This is a genomic window from Pseudomonas sp. efr-133-TYG-23, from assembly GCF_030209215.1.
GTDB classification, from domain to species: Bacteria; Pseudomonadota; Gammaproteobacteria; order Pseudomonadales; family Pseudomonadaceae; genus Aquipseudomonas; species Aquipseudomonas rhodesiae.
In genome coordinates this window covers 415972-434032 of sequence record NZ_JARVSL010000027.1, presented here as the reverse complement: position 1 = coordinate 434032, position 18061 = coordinate 415972, and the positions used below count along the sequence as shown (strand labels likewise).

At 62.4% G+C, this 18061-nt stretch carries 19 protein-coding genes; 8 read left to right on the top strand and 11 right to left on the bottom strand.

Going from position 1 to position 18061, the window contains the following annotated elements; all coding sequences use genetic code 11:
• Nucleotides 1-247: 247 nt before the first annotated feature.
• From QRN41_RS19930 to QRN41_RS19920, 3 genes are read right to left on the bottom strand one after another with little or no spacing between them, the layout of a single operon-like run.
• On the bottom strand, nt 248-1180 hold the full coding sequence (locus QRN41_RS19930) for a 5-oxoprolinase subunit C family protein (protein WP_285422046.1): 933 nt from the start codon (nt 1178-1180) through the stop codon (nt 248-250).
• The gene (gene pxpB, locus QRN41_RS19925; protein ID WP_167416516.1) at nt 1177-1881 is read right to left on the bottom strand and encodes a 5-oxoprolinase subunit PxpB; all 705 of its coding nucleotides are present in this window, start codon (nt 1879-1881) and stop codon (nt 1177-1179) included. The genes QRN41_RS19930 and pxpB overlap by 4 nt, the downstream gene beginning before the upstream one ends.
• On the bottom strand, nt 1878-2621 hold the full coding sequence (locus QRN41_RS19920; RefSeq protein WP_285422045.1) for a 5-oxoprolinase subunit PxpA: 744 nt from the start codon (nt 2619-2621) through the stop codon (nt 1878-1880). The genes pxpB and QRN41_RS19920 overlap by 4 nt, the downstream gene beginning before the upstream one ends.
• A gap of 175 nt (nt 2622-2796) precedes the next feature.
• On the opposite strand from QRN41_RS19920, the gene QRN41_RS19915 reads away from it, so the two are divergent.
• Nucleotides 2797-3714, top strand: a complete 918-nt coding sequence (locus QRN41_RS19915) for a LysR family transcriptional regulator (protein WP_213633448.1) — start codon at nt 2797-2799, stop codon at nt 3712-3714.
• Between the two features lie 114 nt (nt 3715-3828).
• Here the strand turns inward: QRN41_RS19915 and QRN41_RS19910 are convergent, their stop codons facing one another.
• From QRN41_RS19910 to QRN41_RS19900, 3 genes are read right to left on the bottom strand one after another with little or no spacing between them, the layout of a single operon-like run.
• Nucleotides 3829-4371, bottom strand: a complete 543-nt coding sequence (locus tag QRN41_RS19910) for a DUF2937 family protein (protein WP_285422044.1) — start codon at nt 4369-4371, stop codon at nt 3829-3831.
• Nucleotides 4372-4382: 11 nt separating this feature from the next.
• A complete protein-coding gene (locus QRN41_RS19905; RefSeq protein ID WP_285422043.1) occupies nt 4383-5159 on the bottom strand; it encodes a class II glutamine amidotransferase in 777 nt (258 codons plus the stop codon).
• Between the two features lie 30 nt (nt 5160-5189).
• A complete protein-coding gene (locus QRN41_RS19900; RefSeq protein ID WP_034137389.1) occupies nt 5190-5720 on the bottom strand; it encodes a hypothetical protein in 531 nt (176 codons plus the stop codon).
• A 24-nt stretch (nt 5721-5744) separates the two neighbouring features.
• Here QRN41_RS19900 and QRN41_RS19895 point away from each other — a divergent pair, with 24 nt between their 5' ends.
• Nucleotides 5745-7799 (top strand): S9 family peptidase, encoded by a 2055-nt coding sequence (locus QRN41_RS19895; protein WP_285422042.1) that lies wholly within the window; start codon nt 5745-5747, stop codon nt 7797-7799.
• Nucleotides 7800-7865: 66 nt separating this feature from the next.
• Nucleotides 7866-8339: a cyclic nucleotide-binding domain-containing protein gene (locus QRN41_RS19890; protein WP_034137485.1), complete on the top strand. Its 474-nt coding sequence runs from the start codon at nt 7866-7868 to the stop codon at nt 8337-8339.
• On the opposite strand, the gene QRN41_RS19885 is transcribed toward QRN41_RS19890, so the two are convergent.
• A complete protein-coding gene (locus tag QRN41_RS19885) occupies nt 8336-8614 on the bottom strand; it encodes a hypothetical protein (protein ID WP_034137387.1) in 279 nt (92 codons plus the stop codon). The two genes, QRN41_RS19890 and QRN41_RS19885, sit on opposite strands and share 4 nt — an antisense overlap.
• A gap of 78 nt (nt 8615-8692) precedes the next feature.
• On the opposite strand from QRN41_RS19885, the gene QRN41_RS19880 reads away from it, so the two are divergent.
• From QRN41_RS19880 to QRN41_RS19865, 4 genes are all read left to right on the top strand, one after another.
• A complete protein-coding gene (locus QRN41_RS19880) occupies nt 8693-9379 on the top strand; it encodes a spermidine synthase (protein ID WP_285422041.1) in 687 nt (228 codons plus the stop codon).
• Between the two features lie 117 nt (nt 9380-9496).
• Nucleotides 9497-9871 (top strand): YajD family HNH nuclease, encoded by a 375-nt coding sequence (locus QRN41_RS19875; RefSeq protein ID WP_025858458.1) that lies wholly within the window; start codon nt 9497-9499, stop codon nt 9869-9871.
• Nucleotides 9872-10025: 154 nt separating this feature from the next.
• Complete coding sequence (locus tag QRN41_RS19870; protein WP_034096446.1) at nt 10026-10493, top strand: RNA methyltransferase; 468 nt, start codon at nt 10026-10028, stop codon at nt 10491-10493.
• A 67-nt stretch (nt 10494-10560) separates the two neighbouring features.
• Nucleotides 10561-10911 (top strand): YgaP family membrane protein, encoded by a 351-nt coding sequence (locus tag QRN41_RS19865; RefSeq protein WP_034112432.1) that lies wholly within the window; start codon nt 10561-10563, stop codon nt 10909-10911.
• A gap of 86 nt (nt 10912-10997) precedes the next feature.
• Here the strand turns inward: QRN41_RS19865 and QRN41_RS19860 are convergent, their stop codons facing one another.
• Nucleotides 10998-12218: a hypothetical protein gene (locus QRN41_RS19860; protein WP_167416514.1), complete on the bottom strand. Its 1221-nt coding sequence runs from the start codon at nt 12216-12218 to the stop codon at nt 10998-11000.
• An 11-nt stretch (nt 12219-12229) separates the two neighbouring features.
• Nucleotides 12230-12679, bottom strand: a complete 450-nt coding sequence (locus tag QRN41_RS19855; protein WP_034096443.1) for a YcgN family cysteine cluster protein — start codon at nt 12677-12679, stop codon at nt 12230-12232.
• A 154-nt stretch (nt 12680-12833) separates the two neighbouring features.
• Here QRN41_RS19855 and QRN41_RS19850 point away from each other — a divergent pair, with 154 nt between their 5' ends.
• Nucleotides 12834-13418 (top strand): nitroreductase family protein, encoded by a 585-nt coding sequence (locus tag QRN41_RS19850; RefSeq protein WP_034137383.1) that lies wholly within the window; start codon nt 12834-12836, stop codon nt 13416-13418.
• 79 nt (nt 13419-13497) lie between these two features.
• On the opposite strand, the gene QRN41_RS19845 is transcribed toward QRN41_RS19850, so the two are convergent.
• Nucleotides 13498-16920 (bottom strand): OspG family effector kinase, encoded by a 3423-nt coding sequence (locus tag QRN41_RS19845; RefSeq protein WP_285422040.1) that lies wholly within the window; start codon nt 16918-16920, stop codon nt 13498-13500.
• A gap of 144 nt (nt 16921-17064) precedes the next feature.
• On the bottom strand, nt 17065-17997 hold the full coding sequence (locus tag QRN41_RS19840) for a D-2-hydroxyacid dehydrogenase (protein ID WP_285422039.1): 933 nt from the start codon (nt 17995-17997) through the stop codon (nt 17065-17067).
• Nucleotides 17998-18061 lie beyond the last annotated feature (64 nt).

Sequence of the window (18061 nt, the reverse complement as noted above, 5' to 3'; positions counted from 1 at the left end):
AAGCCCCCTCCCACAGTTTGGAAGCGGCGCAAATGCTTTCTCCAAGTAATACCGATATCCAATGTGGGTAGGCTTGCCCCCTTTAGCAGTCTGCCTGCCCATCTGTCACTGACGCGCCGTCATCGGGGGCAAGCCCCTCCCACAGTTTGGAAGCGGCGCAGATACTTTTAATACCGACATCCAATGTGGGAGGGGGCTTGCCCCCGATTCCGGTGGTGCAGTCACTGACGAATGGACTGACCGAACTCTATCGGGAGCAAGCCCGTCCCGCCGTTTGGAAGCGGCGCAAATACTCGATGTGCTGCCGATGCGCCGTTTCCTGCACCACCGGCGCCAATCGCACTTTCTCCCCCGGCAGACATTGCGCCAGCCTGGCCAAGGCCAAGGGTGTGAGCGCGCCCAACCGTGGATAGCCGCCGATAGTCTGGCGATCATTGAGCAATACGATCGGCTGCCCATCCGGCGGCACTTGGATCGCCCCCAGCGGAATCCCTTCGGAGATCAAAGACGGCCCCTGATACTGCAACGGCGTGCCCAGCAGGCGCATGCCCATGCGGTCGGCACGGCTGTCCAAGGCCCAGTCGGTGTTGAACGCATCGAACAGGCTCTGGCCGCTGAACTGGCCGATCTGCGCGCCGACAATCACGTCCAGTGGGCCGCCGGTTGGCAACGCCGGCTGACTCAACACCTGCAGGGCACCGCCGGTTCCGGAATAGCTCAACCGACCGCCTGCGGCCAGTGCGTTGCCCAAGCCATCCACACCTCCGAGTGCTTCACGGGCCACCGTCGCGCAACTGCCCAGTACCGCCGGCGCATCAAACCCGCCCGGCGCCGCCAGGTACGCCCGCGCACCGACGAACGGTTGGGTAAAGCGCAGGCGCTGGCCCTTTTGCAGGACAAAACTGCGCCCAGGGCTAATGGCTCGCTCGTCGATATGCGCACCCAGATCTGCACCGGCCAGAGCCAGCAGGCAATAGTCCTCGGCCTTTACGGTGAAGCCGCCGAGGGTGATTTCCACCACCGCTGCGTTCAACGCATTGCCCAGCAGCCAATTGGCCCACGCCATCGACACCCAATCCAGCGCGCCGCCCTGGGTGACGCCCAAGTGGCGCACGCCAAAACGCCCGGCGTCCTGCAACAGGCACAGCGGGGTGCTGGCCTCGATCGATAAGCGGCTCATGGCTGCGCCTCCAGCGGCGTGTCATCGCCACCCAAGCGGATGAATTCGGCGTGATCCACCGCCTGGAAACGCACCGTGTCGCCGGGCTGCATCAGGCTGTAGCCGTCGCGCTCGCGGTCGAAGAGTTTGGCTGGGGTGCGGCCGATCAGGTTCCAGCCGCCCGGCGACACCACCGGGTAGGCAGCGGTCTGCCGCTCGGCGATCCCCACACTGCCGGCCGCCACGCGTTTGCGCGGGGTGCTCAGGCGCGGAGTGGCGAGGGCTTCATCCACCAAGCCCATAAAGGCGAATCCGGGAGCGAAACCAAGGGCGAACACCTGGTATTCGTGGGCGCTGTGGCGGCGGATTACCTCGTCCACCGTCAAGCCGCTACGCTGGCTGAGCACGCTCAGTTCCGGGCCGACGCGCAGGTCGTACCACACCGGCAAAACATGGCACTGGCCGCTGCCCTGGGCCTGGGGTTGCAAATCGGCGAGGGCTTGATCGATGCGGTGCCGCGCCCCGGCCGGGCTCAACGCAGTGAGGTCGTAATGCACCATCAAGGTGGTATAGGACGGCACCAGATCCACCAACGCCGTGCCGAAAGCGCCGCGCAATCGTTGGGTAGCGGCGAGCATCCACGGCATATTGGCTTCGGCGATCACGTCGAACAGACGCACCATCAGACAATCGATGGCCACCACTTCAATGCGTGGCTTCATGCTGACATCAACGCCGCGCGGATACGTTGCACGGCGGCGATGGAACTGGCGTTGTCGCCATGGACGCACAAGGTATTGGCCTGCAACACCAGGGCGCTGCCATCGCTGGCGGTGAGCGGCTCGCCGCGAGCAATAGTCAGGGCTTGCTGGAGTACGGTGTCAGCGTCGTGATGCACTGCGCCCGGCAGTTGGCGCGATACCAGGTGGCCGTGGCTGTCGTAAGCACGGTCGGCGAACGCTTCGAACCACAAGCTCAGGCCGTATTCGTCGCCCATCGCCTGGGCTGCGCTGTTATCACGGGTGGCCAGCAGCATCAACGGCAAGCTGGCGTCGTAGGCCGCAATGGCCTGCATCACCGCGCGCAGTTGCGCGGGTTTGGCCATCATGTCGTTGTACAACGCACCGTGGGGTTTGACGTAGCTGACGCGGGCGCCCTGGGCACGGCAAATGCCATCGAGAGCGCCGATCTGGTAGTGCAACAGGTCCTGGATTTCTTCAGGGCTGTAAGCCATCGAGCGGCGACCGAACCCTTGGAGGTCCTGGTACGCCGGATGCGCACCGATTTGCACGCCATGCTTGAGCGCCAGGCTGACAGTCTTGCGCATGATGCTCGGGTCGCCGGCATGAAACCCGCAGGCCACGTTGGCGCAATCGATGAACGGCATGACCTCGGCATCCAGGCCCATGGTCCAGTTGCCAAAGCTTTCGCCGATATCACAATTCAGTAGCAGGCGGCTCACGGTGGTCGCTCCTGTAGGCTTTGTTTTTTTGTAGTGTGGGATTTTTACCGTCGGACACGCAACTTGTCCTGGCACCCCCACGCCGCTTATCGTGGAACGACTCGATTTTTGGCGCTCGCCCCGTGCGGCGTCCAACTAATAAAAACCGATCCAAGCATAAGTAAAAGTTGATCCCATGAATTTGAAGTTCCTCGAAACCTTCGTTTGGGTCGCCAGGCTCAAGAGCTTTCGCCTGACCGCCGAAAAGCTCTTTACCACCCAGGCGTCGATCTCCAGCCGCATCGCCGTGCTGGAAAGCGAACTGGGGGTGAAGCTGTTCCTGCGCGATTCCCGGGGGGTGAGCCTGACCCCGGAAGGCGTCAAGGTGCTCGACTATGCCGAGCAGATGATGGTGACCCTGCAAGGTTTGAAACAATCCCTGGAGACCACCAGCAGCAAGGTCGGACGGATTCGGATCGGTGCCATGGACACGGTGATCCACACCTGGCTCAGCCCGTTGGTGGCGGAATTGATGGACCATTTCCCGCTGGTGGAAATCGAATTGGTCGCCGATACCGCGCTGAACCTCAGCGATCAGCTGCAAAAAGGCTTTCTCGATCTGATCCTGCAAACCGACCTGCTGCGCCTGGAAACCGTGCGCAGCCTGGAACTGGGCAGCCACCCGATGGCCTGGATCGTCGCCAGCCAATCGATCTATAACCGTGACTATGCCTCCCTTGCCGACCTGGCCCAGGAACGCATCATCACTTATTCGAAAAATTCCCACCCGCACCAGGACGTGATCCGCCTGATGCAAGCCAACGGCGTTGCTGCGCCGCGTATGAACTGCGTGAACTCGGTGTCGGCGATCACCCGCCTGCTGCGCGACGGTTTCGGGATTGGCGCGCTGCCGCCGGTGCTGGTCGGCGAAGAACTGGCCCGCGGCGAACTGCTGATGCTGCCCATGGAGCAACGTTTGCCGAACCTGCAAGTGGTGGTGTCGTGGCGCGTGGGCGTGGAGTTGGTGGAGGAGATCGTGAGGTTATGCCAGAAAGTAGTGGCCCGGTATGCCGAGGAAGTCGGCGAAGAGCGGATGGTGCTGGCAACTGAATAAACCGGATACGAATGTGGGAGCGGGCTTGCCCGCGATAGCGTCAGTGACAGTTCGGCTGACTGATCCACTGCTATCGGGGGCAAGCCCCCCTTCCACATTTGATCGAGATGGGCGTTAGAGGCCCTTGAGGTCCCGCTCTTCAATCGGCCGGCTCTGGCGCAGGCGCTTGCCGCCCAGCACGATCCAGTCGATCAGGCGGTACAGGCATTCCAGGCCGAACGACAACAGCATCGCCCCACCCAGGCCCCAGCCCATGGCTTCGGGGGTCAGCAGGATCTGGTAGCTGTAGCCGTTCCAGGTTTCCTGGCGGATATCCGGGTCGGCGGCCACCGCCACTTGCAGCGCGCGGATATACCAGGGGCCCTGCATGGCCTGGAATTGCTTGTCCAGCGCCATTTGGCGATCGAGCAAAGCGCCCAGGCTGCTGGCATCGCTCTGGAACACCGGGTCATCGCTGGCGCGGTAATGCTCGACCAGGGCGTGCATGTCCCCCTTGAAGAACTGCTGCGCCGTGGTTTCGAAGCCACGCAGGCTGGTCTGAGCCTCGATCAGGTGGGCTTCGACGCGCTTGGCGTAATCGCTGATAAACCCCGGCACTTGCACACCGACCAACAGGCCAATGGCAAACAGCACCAACCGCAGATAGCTGAGCAACATAGTCGATGTCCTTACTCGGTAATGCCCTGGCTGACGCATTCTCCGCGTCGCCATAGGCTCCATTGACCCGGTTCGTAGCGGGTCCAGTTTTCGTTGTCGGTCAGGGGTTCGGTGGCAATCACCGTGACCACGTCATTGGGCGTGGTTTCGGCCTGAAAATCGACGATCACGTCGACATCTTTCAAGCGCGCCGGGCCGAACGGTGCACGCCGGGTGATCTGGGCCAGTTTGGTCGAGCAATGGCAGAACAGCCAGTCGCCATCGCTGAGCAGGCAGTTGAAGACGCCTTTGCTGCGGTACTCGGCGCAGGCGGCGATCAGGTCCGGCAGCATTTGCTCGATGTCCACCGGCTCGGGGAAGGCTTCGCGCACGCGGTTGAGCAGATCGCAGAACGCCGCTTCGCTGTCGGTATCGCCCACCGGCCGGTAGAACGTGGCGCGTGGGGCGAAGTCCGCCAGTTGGCCGTTATGGGCAAAACACCAGTTGCGCCCCCACAGCTCGCGCACGAACGGGTGGGTATTAGCCAGGCTCACCTTGCCGACATTGGCCTGGCGGATATGGCCAATTACCACTTCGCTTTTGATGGGATAACGCTGCACCAGCAGGGCGACTTCCGATTCGCTGCTCGCGGCCGGGTCCTGAAACAGACGCAGGCCACGGCCTTCGTAGAACGCGATACCCCAACCGTCGCGGTGCGGCCCGGTGCGCCCACCGCGCTGCATCAGCCCGGTGAAGCTGAACACGATATCGGTGGGGACGTTGGCACTCATGCCCAATAATTCACACATGCCAGGGCTCTCGCTGCAGGGCTTACAACGTTAAAGACGCGGTTCGACTCGCATACCGCTGACGGGCGCCGGGCGCCGGAAAGGTTCGTCATCGTCCTGGTCTTCGGCGGCCAGGGCGGCGTCGGTGGCGGCCTTGCGCTCGCGGCGCGCCTTGGCGGCACGCTCGATGGGCCAGCGGATCAGCACGAACACCAGGTACACGCCGAACGCGATCATCGTGTACATGAACAAATCGGAGATGGCACGCCAGGCGTTATTGCCGACCTTGAGCACCAGGTCCATCGCCGTAATGGCCACGGCCGGCGCGAACTGGGTCTTGACCGGATCGACAATGGTCGGGCTGAACAACAGCACCGCCATCAGCAGTTGCAGCGGCTCGCGCAGCCAGCGCCAGATCCAGCGGGTCATGCGCCACCACACCAACAGGCAGCCCAAAGCGGCGAAGGCGTAAAGGCCCCAAGCGGTCAGATAGTCGTTCTCGGTCATGGTGTCCATGGCAAGGTTGGCAAACAGGCGGCTATCATAACGGCTTTTGCGTGTCACGGCTGCAATGCCCGCCACCTTCCGCCAGACAGAGAGTGATCCATGCCGTCATCGACCCACATCACTGCCGCCCCGATTGCCCGCAAGGCCCCCGGCCAGGACCCGTACGCCTGGCTGCAAGAGCGTGACAGCGCCGAAGTGCTCGATTACCTCAAAGCCGAAAACGCCTGGCAGGAAGCCCAGCTCGCCGATCAAGCGGCCCTGCGCGAAAGCCTGTTCGACGAGATCAAGGGGCGCATCCTCGAAACCGACCTGTCCCTGCCCTCCCCCTGGGGCCCGTACCTGTATTACACGCGCACCACCGCCGGTGACGAATATGCGCGTCACTACCGCTGCCGTCGCCCGGCCGACGACAGCAACCAGGTGGATGAAAGCAGCGAGGAATTGTTGCTGGACCCGAACGAACTGGCCAACGGCGGCTTCTTCTCCCTTGGCGCGTTCAGCATCAGCCCCGACCATCAGCGCCTGGCCTACAGCCTCGATACCAGTGGCGACGAGATCTACACCCTGTTCGTGAAGGAATTGGCCACCGACAAAGTCAGCGAACTGGAATTCGATCACTGCGACGGCAGCATGACCTGGGCCAACGACAGCCTGACCCTGTTCTTCGGCGAATTGGACGACACCCACCGCCCGCACAAGCTGTATCGCTATCGCCTGGATGGCACGGCGGCGCAGGAAGTGTTCCACGAGCCTGACGGACGGTTCTTCCTGCATTGCTACCGCTCAAGCTCCGAACGTCAGTTGCTGCTGGCTCTGGGCAGCAAGACCACCAGCGAAATCTGGGCGCTGGACGCCAACCAGCCGCACCTGGACTTCACCTGCCTGGCGCCACGGGTGGAGGATCACGAATACGATGTGGACCACGGCCAGCTCAATGGCCAGTGGACCTGGTTTATCCGCAGCAACCGCGACGGCATCAACTACGCGCTGTTCGTCGCCGCCGACACCGGCGAGGTGCCCACCGAAGCCGACTGGCGCAACCTGATCCCGCACCGCGACGACGTGATGCTCGACGGCGTGAGCCTGAACGCCCGCGCCATGACCCTGAGCCTGCGCATCGGCGGCCTGCCGGTGATCGAAGTGCATCCCCAGGACCTGGCGGCCTACCGTGTGGAATTGCCCGACGCCGCGTACAGCCTCTACGTACAGAACAGCCTGGAATTTCCCAGCGACCGCATCCGTCTGCGCTACGAAGCACTGAACCGTCCGGCCCAAGTGCGGCAGTTGGAACTGGCCAGTGGCGCGCAACAGGTGCTCAAGGAAACACCGGTGCTCGGCGTGTTCAATGCCGACGACTATGTGAGCCAGCGCCTGTGGGCCACGTCGGCCGATGGCACCCAGGTGCCGATCAGCCTGGTGGTCAGGCGCGATCAGGTGGGCAAGCCGACAGCGTTGTACCTGTATGGCTACGGCGCCTACGGTTCGAGCCTGGACCCGTGGTTCTCCCATGCGCGCCTGAGCCTGTTGGACCGGGGCGTCGCGTTTGCCATTGCGCATGTGCGCGGCGGTGGCGAGTTGGGCGAGGCCTGGTATCGCAACGGCAGGCAGGAACACAAGCAGAACACTTTCAGCGACTTTATCGCCTGCGCCGAACACTTGATCGCCCAGGGCCTGACCACGTCCAAGCAACTGGTCATCAGCGGCGGCAGTGCCGGCGGTTTGTTGATCGGCGCGGTACTCAACCAACGTCCCGAGCTGTTCCAGGCGGCGATTGCCGAAGTGCCGTTCGTGGATGTGCTGAACACCATGCTCGACCCGGAACTGCCGCTGACCGTCACCGAATACGACGAATGGGGCAACCCCGAAGACCCGGATGTCTACGCGCGCATCAAAGCCTACGCGCCGTACGAAAACGTCCGCGCCCAGGCTTACCCGGCCATGCTGGTGATTGCCGGCTACAACGACAGTCGCGTGCAGTACTGGGAAGCGGCCAAGTGGGTGGCCAAGCTGCGCGACATCAAGACCGACGACAACCTGCTATTGCTCAAGACCGAACTGGGCGCCGGTCACGGTGGAATGAGCGGTCGCTATCAGGGATTACGTGACGTAGCGCTCGAATATGCATTTGTGTTCAAGGCGCTCGGGTTGATTTAGGAACTTAGTGCGGCGGTTCGGTCTGAACACAGGACCGCCCCTGTTTTGATGGACCCAATTGCTGCCATGCCACCACCGACACAACTCAATAATGAAATCCGCGACATGCTCATGGACTGCGGATTGTTCGATCCTTTGTTGCCGGAGGATTTTCATATCGCTGCCGGCTACTTCAACATCAGCACCATTGCCCAGGGCGAGGTGATCTTTCTCGAAGGCGATGCGGGCACCTTCATGTGCATCCTCCACAGCGGCCAAGTGGCGGTGCAGAAGGCTCATCACGACGGCCAACCCGTGACCATCGCCACCCTGCGCAGCGGCCGGGCCTTTGGCGAGATGGCGGTGCTCGACGGCGAGCGACGCTCGGCCAGTTGCGTGGCCGCCAGTGCTTGCGTGCTGTTGAACCTGGGCAAGGACTCCCTGGAGAAAATGCTCAACGAAGCGCCACGGGTCGCTGCCAAGATTATCCGCGCGATTGCGATTGCCTTGTCCAAGCGCCTGCGCATGGCTGACGGGCAACTGCTATCGCAGCAGTTCTAGCCGCCGGGTGTCTTCGGTTTACTGTCGTTCTGCTGCAAGCCGGGCACTGTCTGGTCTTTTGGCGGTGCGGGCAAGACGATGGGCGCCAGGGGCGGCGAACCGTTGGTCTTGGGCACCACCGGCGGGGTGACCTGGGGATACAGGGTGGGCGTTGGCGTGCCCGGTGCGCCGGGAGTTGGCGCGGGGGCGACCGGCACGGTTTGCAACTCCTGAGCCTGCGCCGCACCCAATGCGAGCGCGCTCAACACAATGACCGTTAGAATGCTGCACTTCATCGATGGCTCCATGGCCTGACCGGAATGTCGTAAGGCTACTCCCAACCGCGCAAGAATGCCCTTCCCAATGAGATTTCCATGAAACGTTTCGTTCTGCTGGACACCGCCCCAATCCCTGACAACGGCGGTGCCTTGTGCCTGTTCGAATACGGCGAGGATTTTGTCATCAAGATCCAGGGCGGCGACGGTGGCCAGTTGATGAACACGCGCATGCACGGTTCCGAAGACGCGCTGGCCGAGATCCCCTGCCGCAAAGTTGCCGGCCGCCCGAACTCGCGGGTGTTGATCGGCGGTCTGGGCATGGGCTTCACCCTCGCCTCGGCCCTCAAGCATCTGGGCAAAAATGCCGAAGTGGTGGTGGCCGAACTGGTGCCTGGGGTCGTGGAATGGAACCGTGGACCGCTGGGGGAAAAATCCGGCCGGCCATTGCTGGACCCACGCACGGTGATCCGCCAGGAAGACGTGGCCAAGGTGCTGCAGGCCGAGCCCCAAGGGTTTGACGCGATCATGCTCGACGTCGACAACGGCCCGGAAGGTTTGACGCAAAAGGCCAATAGCTGGCTGTACTCCGCCGGTGGCCTGGCCGCCTGCGCCAAAGCGCTGCGCCCCAAGGGGGTGCTGGCGGTGTGGTCGGCCAGTGCGGATAAGCTGTTCAGCGATAAACTGCGCAAGGCCGGCTTCAAGGCCGAGGAAGTGCAGGTGTTCGCCCATGGCAACAAAGGCACGCGGCATACCATCTGGATTGCGGAAAAGCTTAAGGGCTGAATCCCCTTGTGGTTGGGGCTTGCCCCCGATAGCGGTCTATCGGTGCCAGGTGCAGTGACTGCCCTCAGCAGCTAGAATCAACCCTATCCGTGACCCACCTAATAGCCAGGAGCCATGATGAGCTCGACTAACCCGCCCTCTCACACCGCCAAGCTGGACCGCATCCTCGCCGATGCCCAGCGCGACCGTGAAATGGGCTACCGCGACAAAGCGCTGAAGATGTACCCCCACGTATGCGGCCGCTGCGCCCGCGAATTCTCCGGCAAGCGCCTGAGTGAACTGACGGTACACCACCGCAACCACAACCATGATGACAATCCCCAGGACGGTTCCAACTGGGAATTGCTGTGCCTGTATTGCCACGACAACGAACACTCGCGCTACACCGACCAGCAGTACTTCGGCGAAGGCTCGACCAGCAGCCCGACGATTGCCAAGGCCACCCACAACCCGTTCGCGGCGTTGGCGGGGTTGATGAAGAAAGACGACTGAACATTGCCGTCGCCTGTTCCCTCCCGCTTCCCACATTTCTAGGGGGGCTCACAAGCGAAATGTGGGAGGGCGCTTGCCCCCGATAACGCGGGCCCAAGCAATACATGCCCTCCAGGCCGTATAATCTCCGCTTTTCTTCAAGGCACCCTTCCCCGTGGGCAATAAACGCTACAGCTGCATCGGTCTGTATAACCCCAAATCCCCCGAAAACGTCGGTTCGGTGATGCGTGCCGCCGGCTGCTATGGCGTGGCTTCGGTGTTTTACACCGGCGTGCGTTACGAGCGCGCCCGGGACTTCATCACCGACACCAAGAAGGTCCATCACGACATCCCGCTGATCGGCATCGATGACCTGAAAAAAATCCTGCCGCTGGGCTGCATTCCGGTGGCCGTGGAACTGGTGGACGGTGCCCGCCCGTTGCCCGAGTACACCCATCCCGACCGCGCGCTGTATATCTTCGGCCCGGAAGACGGCTCCCTGGATAAAGACATCCGCGACTGGTGCGAAGACGTGGTGTACATCCCCACCACCGGCTGCATGAACCTCGCCGCCACGGTCAACGTGGTGCTGTACGACCGCTTGGCCAAGGGCAACAACACCCGTTCGGGCCCCAAGTATTGATTTTTTCGGAACATCCAGCGTCTGCGAGCAGTCAGTTGCAGACACTTGCCCTTGTTGGAGAGAGATCATGAGCGACAGCAAAACCTTGCGCCCTGTCATCGAACACACGCCGTTCCAGACTCAGCCCACCCAGAACGTACACGGCTGGGAGCGCATCGGCTCCGTGGCCGGTGGCGTCGTGATGGTCGGCAAAGGCTTGCGCCGCGGCGGGATTTTCGGCCTGATCCAAGTGGCAATCGGCGGCGTCGCCCTGGCGCGCGGCTTCACCGGGCACAGCTCGCTCAAGGACAAACTGGAACAAGGCCGCCAGGAAATGAACGCCGTGCGCACAAAGATCGAGCGCGCCGGTGAAGAGTTGAAGAACCTCAAGACCCGTGCCGAAGTGGCGGCGGAGAAAGCAGTTAAGACTGCCGGCTGATACAGCGTTTCAACGTCTTGGAGGTTTAAATGTGGGAGGAGCATTGCCCACTCCCACAGTTAAATCTGTGCGTGCACGGCTGAGGATCAGCGTAAAAGCTTGGAGTCGAGCACTACTGACGATTCGCCGATGATGCTGTCGGCCAACTGCACAAACTCCGCGGTGGTGATGCTATCGGCGCGCATCACTGCCTGTGCCAAGTCATCCAGTGAGCGCTTGTTGTGGGTTTTCACGCGGATCTCGCGATCCAGCTCTTGCATCACCAGTACCGCCCGGGAAACCGTCGCACCGCTGACATGTTCGCCGCGCAGGCTGGTCACGTCCTTGCCTTCCTTGGTCAGCCGCGCCTGAATCGCCGCGTAGCGCTCATCGGTGATACCACCGCCACGGCGCAGCAATTCGATGGCGTAAAACTCCGCCAACCCTTCGCTGATCCAGTCGCTGGTGTCATGGTCATTGAAGCGACCAACCGCCTGCACCACCTCGCGCAACAACGGGCTGCTGCCGTTTTCGCTGACCAACGGCGTGCGGCTGTTGAGAAAGATCGAGTCACGCGCCGCGAACGCACCTCGGCGCATCGGATCACTGGCGCCCACCACCAGCAGTTTCGCCGGGTGGCGCGGGAATGCCGCTTCCACCTGCGGCCAGACAAAAGTCAGCAGCGTCAGCACATCCATGCGCCGCATGGCCTGCCCCTTGGGTGACGCCACGGTGACGTCGGTCTCCCCCAGGCGCACGCGACGACTGCCCAGGTTGCCGGCGAGCATCCAGCCAGTGGGACGGTCGAACAGGCGCGAGACATTGTCGATACGGAATTTATTCTTACCGATCCGTGGCCAGGCGGTTTCGACGCTCTTCCAGCTGGCCGGCAGGTCGAATACCAGGCGCGAGACCAACTCAACCCCGTCCTGCTGATCGAGGCGCGCGGGCGGCACCAGATCCTCGCCGCGAAACACCGCCCAGTTCGGCGTGAACCGCGTGTCATACACACCCGGCTTGCGTGTATGCGTAAGGCGAACCCGGTAGGTCAGGCTGGCTTTGTCCGCGCCGGGCTGCCACAGGCCACGGTGACCAGTGACTTTCCACTGCCCTTCAGCCTTGAAGTCGCTGTAGTCGCCGCCGCTGCCCAAATCGAAATCCAGACTGCGCACTGCCGAGCCTTGGGACAGGCTGATACGCACCTCGGCCTGTTCGGTCTGCGGCAGCAGTTTGACGTGGTAGTCCAGGTCGACTTTCCTGGCGCTCCACGCCGCGCCGCTGATGGCCAGCATCACCAGGCCTGCCGCCCACTTGGCTGCAACTGTCATACACACTCCCCTCAGCCAGCGCGGAAAATCAGGTAATCCTCCCAGTCGTCTTCGGGCACGCTGCCTTCGCTGAGCATGCGCCCGGACTGGGAAATACGTTCATGGTGCACGGCGTCGCGGTCACCGCAGACGAGATGGTGCCAAAGCGGCAAATCCTTGCGCTCACTCACCAGGCGATAGCCGCAGGTGGGCGGCAGCCACTTGAACTGGTCGGCCTGGCCTGGCGTGAGTTGGATACAGTCCGGCACCGAGGCGCGGCGGTTGGGGTAGTCGGTGCACTGGCAGGTTTTCAGGTCCAGCAACTTGCAGGCGATGCGCGTGTAATAAACGCTGTTGTCATCTTCGTCTTCAAGCTTTTGCAGGCAGCACAAGCCACAGCCGTCGCACAACGACTCCCATTCCTCCTGGTCGAGTTGATCGAGGGTTTTGCGTATCCAGAAGGGTTCGACTTTGGCGGCCATGGGTCTGCATCGGTATCGGTCTGTGAAAAGGCCGCCAGTCTAGTGCCCTCGCCCCTCGGGGCCAAGCGCTTACGACTGGCGGTGTTGCAAGACTTGTCAGTCTAGCGGGCGCGCAGTAGCTTGGAGCGCCGAATTGACCATCAGGAACCCGCCCATGACCCGCGTTGCCGACTACCCGATCCATCCCCAGTTCACCGAGCGCTGGTCGCCCCGCGCGTTTACCGGCGAGAGCATCCCGAAGGAGACCTTGCTGAGTTTCTTCGAGGCCGCACGCTGGGCGCCATCGGCCTACAACTCGCAGCCGTGGCGCTTTCTCTACGCACGCCGCGACACGCCGGACTGGGAGCGCTTTCTGGGCCTGCTCAATGAATTCAATCGCGGCTGGGCACAGCATGCCTCGGCCCTGGTGATCATCGCCTCGAAAACCGACTTCATTGCCCCTGGCGCCAGCGAGGAAACCCCGGCGCTGTGGCACACCTTCGACACCGGCTCGGCCTGGGGCCATCTGGCACTGCAAGCCAGCCTCAGCGGTTGGTACACCCATGGCATGGCCGGTTTCGATCAGGAACTGACCCGTAAAGAGTTGAAGATTCCCCAAGGGTACGCACTGCATGCGGCGGTGGCCGTGGGCAAGCTGGGCGACAAATCGAGCCTGCCGGAATACCTGCAAGGCCGCGAACTGCCGAGCCCGCGCCGGCCGTTGAGCGAGTTGGTATCCGAAGGTGATTTCAGCCTGTAAGCCCGTACGCCCTGCCGCTCAAACGGCAGGGCGTGCTGTGACGCCACCTGGGCTCAAACCTACGCCCGCCCCCGTCGTGTCATGAGCCAACCAACCCACTGAACTGCCAAAGCAAGGTGCTCTTCATGTCGTTGTAGGCATCCAGAACGGGGCCGACCACGAACTCCGCCGGTATCGATTGGATATCCACCGGATACACCACTTTATCGCGGGCCGAATACAGGAAGTTCTTGAGCTGCAAGTCCTGGTGATAGATGCCTTTTTCCTCCATTCGCCGCAGTGCGTCCTCCAGTAAGGTTCTGGCCTGCGGCGGCAAGCTGCGGCCGCCGACGGTGCTGAGCGCGACGCCATCCAACTTGCCCATTTTTATATAGGCCTGCTCGCCTTCGATAATCGCCGTTGCAAAGCCAGCGCCGTAATAGGTGTTCAGGCAGTCAGTTTCTATCTGCACATAACTGGGGATATAGCCACGGACGGGATCAACGAACTCTTTATAGACACTCTTGCCGTCAAGGCTTTCGTAAATTGTGCCTTCGCCACCTGCGCCGATGATGGGCCCGAGATCCTCGGCAACCGTAGGTGGATTACCGCCGCGAGCCCCCAGCCGCAGCCACTGGTCGCCTTCGACATGCTGCACCATCACCGGCGTCTGGCGATTGTTGTGGTAAATCCTCGCCTGCACCGCACCGTCTTGGGTACGGGTGACTTGCCGAACCTCATACACAGCGGTTGCACCGGTGCTGTCGGTTTGGCGGATAAAGGACAGATGGCCATCCGCTCCCGTATAAACCCCTCGACTGTTGCGCGTAAGCCCGGCAATCCTGGATTCGGGCACGCTGTACTGCCTCAGGGCTAGGTTACTCAGCTCGCTACCCGGATCGCGTCTTACGGTGGTCAAGGCCCCGCCTACCGCTTTGGTCTGCGCGGTGAACTCCTCCAGCGGGGGCCCATATGGGCGCAGGTGGTCGACATCAAAGGCATACCAGCGCCCGTTATTAAGTACCGCGCCCCCCTCAACGGCCTGGCCCGCCACCTTGAACGTGCCGGTTGCCGCCGCGTCGTACTGCTTGCTGACCGTCTTCAACAGGTCATAGCTGCCGGCGGCGCCCTTGAGCTGATTGACCCCGCTCAGCGCCTTGCCCAGCAGGTAACTGCCACCCCGACGGATCAACCCCGCGCCTTGACCGATCAAATCGCCCAGGCCACTGGCCGGGTTGAATGCACCGATTGCGGTAGTGCCGATGATCCTGGCTACCTTCAACGCCTTGACCCCAGCAGACGCCGCCGTGGCACCCACTTTCGCCAACCTGGTTGAGGCCCCTGCGCCGGCGGTGACAAAACCGAAGACATCCATACCCAGATCCAATGCGCCATCCAGGTAATTGCCCTGCTTAAAATTGCCGATCGCTGACCTGAGCGGCACCAGATTCAGGAAAAAATCCGCCAGCTTCCATTCGTTCTCCATTTGCCGATCGTAGGTCGTGACGCCCTTGGCCTGCTTGACCGCTTCGTCATTGTCGATATCCAAATGTTCGACAAAGGCGTCGGCGATGAACTGTGTTCGCGCACTCTCAAAACTTGACGGAACGGCCTGCTCTACCCGATTCGGCGCAGCACCGCTGTTATGCCGCGGTGTGAAGGGTTCGATAGGGAAGACCCGGTTGGCCTCGCGCTCACGCTCGCGGGTCAGCACCGAAGCCGGCATCGTTCGAATAGCGCCTTGCTTCAGATCCAGGGCGTAGACGCTGACGCCATGGGGCCGGGTGGCCTTGATCAGTAGCGTGGGGTTCTTGTGCTCCAGGGTCCTGCCGGTCAAGCCCAGCCCCAGCGCGTATGTATGGTTCTGGAAAAATTCGAGTTTTCCATATTCGAGGTTTTGTCGATCAGCCAAGGGCAATTGCGCCACCAGGTGTTTGATGGTCGTGCCTATGCCCTGCTTGCGCGCAGCGATTGCCTGGTTGAGTTGGTTATTGAAAACCCCATGGGCGTCCAGCTTCAGGGACTTGCCCTTGATCGCCTTGCTCAGGCGTGGGTCGCGGGTTTCCCAGGCGTAGTTGTGCAACCCGCCCATGGCAATATCGAGCATCGAATGCAGCCCCGCTGGCGCGCGGTTCGGGTCGTACAGTGGCTGGTCGAATCCGGGCCTCGGGTCTTTGACGCTCAGGCGCTTGGCCTCGAAGGGCAGGCCCTCGCCGAACCGCTCCTTGAGCTTGGCCAACGCAATCTCCTTGCGGTTCGGCAGCTCGGTTTCCACTTGGCTGGAGGCCTGCATACACTCATCCATCTGGCGATTGAAAGCGGTTCTGACCCGCTCGATCTCGGCTGGGGTGTAGCGCTCGTCGGGTTTGGCCGACACCACGCCGTTGACCACGCCCCAATCCAGCAACGCGGCGCTCTGGGCGTGTTGGGTGACTAGCGGATCGGCCATGGCGGCACGCTTGGCCTGGAGCATGACCTGGGCAAACGTCATATTCGGCACTGAACCCGGCGCCTGGGCCTCGATGGTTGCCGCCGCAATCGACAGGCTGACCCAGGCCGGACTGCCAAAGGTCACGTTGTCAGGCAGATCCTTGACCAGAAGCTGCGGGGCGGTGCGGGCCAGTAGCGCGTAGGCGCCCACATTGGCCATGCCGGTGCTGGTCTGGCCGCTGTCCACCAGATGCTGGTGCAGCCCGGCGCGTATCTCGGCGATGGGCCTGCCCCAGTAGCGCGGCTGAGCCAAATCGAAGCCTGCGACTGTATTGCGACGGGGTGCGGCGACCGATTGGGGATCGAGCACCACGTTGATGGCCGCCAGCGTGTAATCGTTGACGCTGGTGTCGGTGGCGATGCCATTCAACTGTTGCTGCATGGCCTGGCCCAGTGCCTGGCCACGGGCGGAACCGACGAGGATTTCCAACGCCTTCGCCGGATCGTCGGCGGCATCGCTGGGGAGCGGACGGTTGCCGTTGAGGTACTCCAGCACCCCTACACTGGGGCCCGCCTGGGGATTATTCGGGTGACGCGCGGCATAGCCGATGGCGGCCCGCAGCAACATGCGCTGTGCATCGCTCGTCAGCGCGACAGGCCAGGACAGGCCACCGCCGAAATTACCCAAGGGATGCGCCAGGGCGCGCTCGGTGACCGCGTCCGCCAGGCTTGTCAGGTGAAAGAACCTGGCCGGCAGGCGCAGACCGTTGGCCTGGATAAAAGCCTCAAGTGTTGTGGCGGCACCGAGCTGCGCAAGGCTTGAGGAGTCGGGATGCAGGTCCATCCGTGTCTGCCGCAACGCAGCCTGCACAGCCTGTGGCGTGGCCGCCGGGCCAAGCCGAGTCGCCATGGCTGCGAGCTGTTGCCCGAGGACTTTCCAGTTATGCCGGTCGCCCAACGCCGTGCGCAGGTGAGCATTGGCGGTGGGCAACGCCGCCGGCACCTGGGACGGGGGAATGACCGCATCGGCAGCCGGCGCGGGGAATAACGGAGTAACGCCAGAAGATGAGGAAACAGCACCGGAACTGAGCATGGGCAGGCACTCTTTTTGGCAAAGAGCGCCAGCCTCACACAGGGCGGTAAACGGCGAAATCGACTGAGTGTGAGCAGACGTTTTTAAAATCCGTGAGCCCCACCCTCGACCGCCGCATGGCCGAACGGCCGCGACCCTGTGTTTTCAATAGCCGCGGTCGAAACTCACGGTGCCGCGCAAAGGCACACTGGCCTGATACGCGCGTAAATTTTCGATAAACAAATCCACCATCATCGGCGGCGAGGTCGGTGCCGAACTGTGCCCGGTCAACAACAGGCCCCAGGCGGTCCAGAACGGATGGCGCTGCGGCAACGGCTCCTGGCGACAGACGTCGATCACCGCGCCCGCCAGATGCCCTTCCTTGAGGGCTTCAACCAGGTCGGCATCGACCACCGCCACGCCGCGCCCGACGTTGATAAACAGCCCGGTCGGCTTGAATTGCTTGAACAGCGCCGCGTCGTACAGGTCGTGGGTGTTGGGCGTGTTCGGCAGCAGGTTGATCACGTAGTCGGCCGCCCCCACCAAGCGCCCCAGTTGGTCCAGGCCGGCCACTTCGATAAACGGCGCCTGCTCCCGCGCAGTGCTGGCGATGCCGTACAACTTGACGCCGAACGGCAGCAGAAACTGCGCCACGCTTTGGCCGATATCCCCGCAGCCGACGATCAGCACCGTGCGCCCCGCCAGGCTCTGGCCCATGCGGTTGTCCCACTTGCGCTCGACCTGGCTGACCAGACGTGCCAGCACTTCACGCTCGTGGCCAAGCATATAGGTGAGCACAAACTCGGCCATCACCTGGCCATAGATGCCTACCGCACGGGTCAGGCGATAGTTGCGCGGCAAGCCGTCGGCCAACAGTGGCGTGATGCCGGCCCAGGTCGATTGCAGCCATTGCGGCTGATGGCCCTGGCGCAACAGCGTCGCCAGCAGGTCCGGCTGGCCCAGCCACACCGGGCAATCGGCGGCCAGGCGCGATAACTCGGCGGAGTCGCCGCTGGTCAGCACCTCCAGGTCCGGCGCGGCTTCGCGCAGCAGTCGCGCATAGAGCGGGTGATCCTGTTCAGCAATCAGAACACGCATGGTTCAAACCTTTCAAAAACAGTGCAGACGGCCGCCCGCATCCTTACGGCCACCGCCAACTCAT

What these genes read in the sequence shown, in the direction of transcription:
- QRN41_RS19885 (WP_034137387.1), bottom strand. Translation starts at nt 8,614, where the DNA reads ATGAAGTGCAGCATTCTAACGGTCATTGTGTTGAGCGCGCTCGCATTG.
- QRN41_RS19850 (WP_034137383.1), top strand. Translation starts at nt 12,834, where the DNA reads ATGACCCGCGTTGCCGACTACCCGATCCATCCCCAGTTCACCGAGCGC.
- QRN41_RS19895 (WP_285422042.1), top strand. Translation starts at nt 5,745, where the DNA reads ATGCCGTCATCGACCCACATCACTGCCGCCCCGATTGCCCGCAAGGCC.
- QRN41_RS19910 (WP_285422044.1), bottom strand. Translation starts at nt 4,371, where the DNA reads ATGTTGCTCAGCTATCTGCGGTTGGTGCTGTTTGCCATTGGCCTGTTG.
- QRN41_RS19930 (WP_285422046.1), bottom strand. Translation starts at nt 1,180, where the DNA reads ATGAGCCGCTTATCGATCGAGGCCAGCACCCCGCTGTGCCTGTTGCAG.
- QRN41_RS19860 (WP_167416514.1), bottom strand. Translation starts at nt 12,218, where the DNA reads ATGACAGTTGCAGCCAAGTGGGCGGCAGGCCTGGTGATGCTGGCCATC.
- pxpB (WP_167416516.1), bottom strand. Translation starts at nt 1,881, where the DNA reads ATGAAGCCACGCATTGAAGTGGTGGCCATCGATTGTCTGATGGTGCGT.
- QRN41_RS19875 (WP_025858458.1), top strand. Translation starts at nt 9,497, where the DNA reads ATGAGCTCGACTAACCCGCCCTCTCACACCGCCAAGCTGGACCGCATC.
- QRN41_RS19890 (WP_034137485.1), top strand. Translation starts at nt 7,866, where the DNA reads ATGCCACCACCGACACAACTCAATAATGAAATCCGCGACATGCTCATG.
- QRN41_RS19855 (WP_034096443.1), bottom strand. Translation starts at nt 12,679, where the DNA reads ATGGCCGCCAAAGTCGAACCCTTCTGGATACGCAAAACCCTCGATCAA.
- QRN41_RS19840 (WP_285422039.1), bottom strand. Translation starts at nt 17,997, where the DNA reads ATGCGTGTTCTGATTGCTGAACAGGATCACCCGCTCTATGCGCGACTG.
- QRN41_RS19905 (WP_285422043.1), bottom strand. Translation starts at nt 5,159, where the DNA reads ATGTGTGAATTATTGGGCATGAGTGCCAACGTCCCCACCGATATCGTG.
- QRN41_RS19845 (WP_285422040.1), bottom strand. Translation starts at nt 16,920, where the DNA reads ATGCTCAGTTCCGGTGCTGTTTCCTCATCTTCTGGCGTTACTCCGTTA.
- QRN41_RS19915 (WP_213633448.1), top strand. Translation starts at nt 2,797, where the DNA reads ATGAATTTGAAGTTCCTCGAAACCTTCGTTTGGGTCGCCAGGCTCAAG.
- QRN41_RS19880 (WP_285422041.1), top strand. Translation starts at nt 8,693, where the DNA reads ATGAAACGTTTCGTTCTGCTGGACACCGCCCCAATCCCTGACAACGGC.
- QRN41_RS19865 (WP_034112432.1), top strand. Translation starts at nt 10,561, where the DNA reads ATGAGCGACAGCAAAACCTTGCGCCCTGTCATCGAACACACGCCGTTC.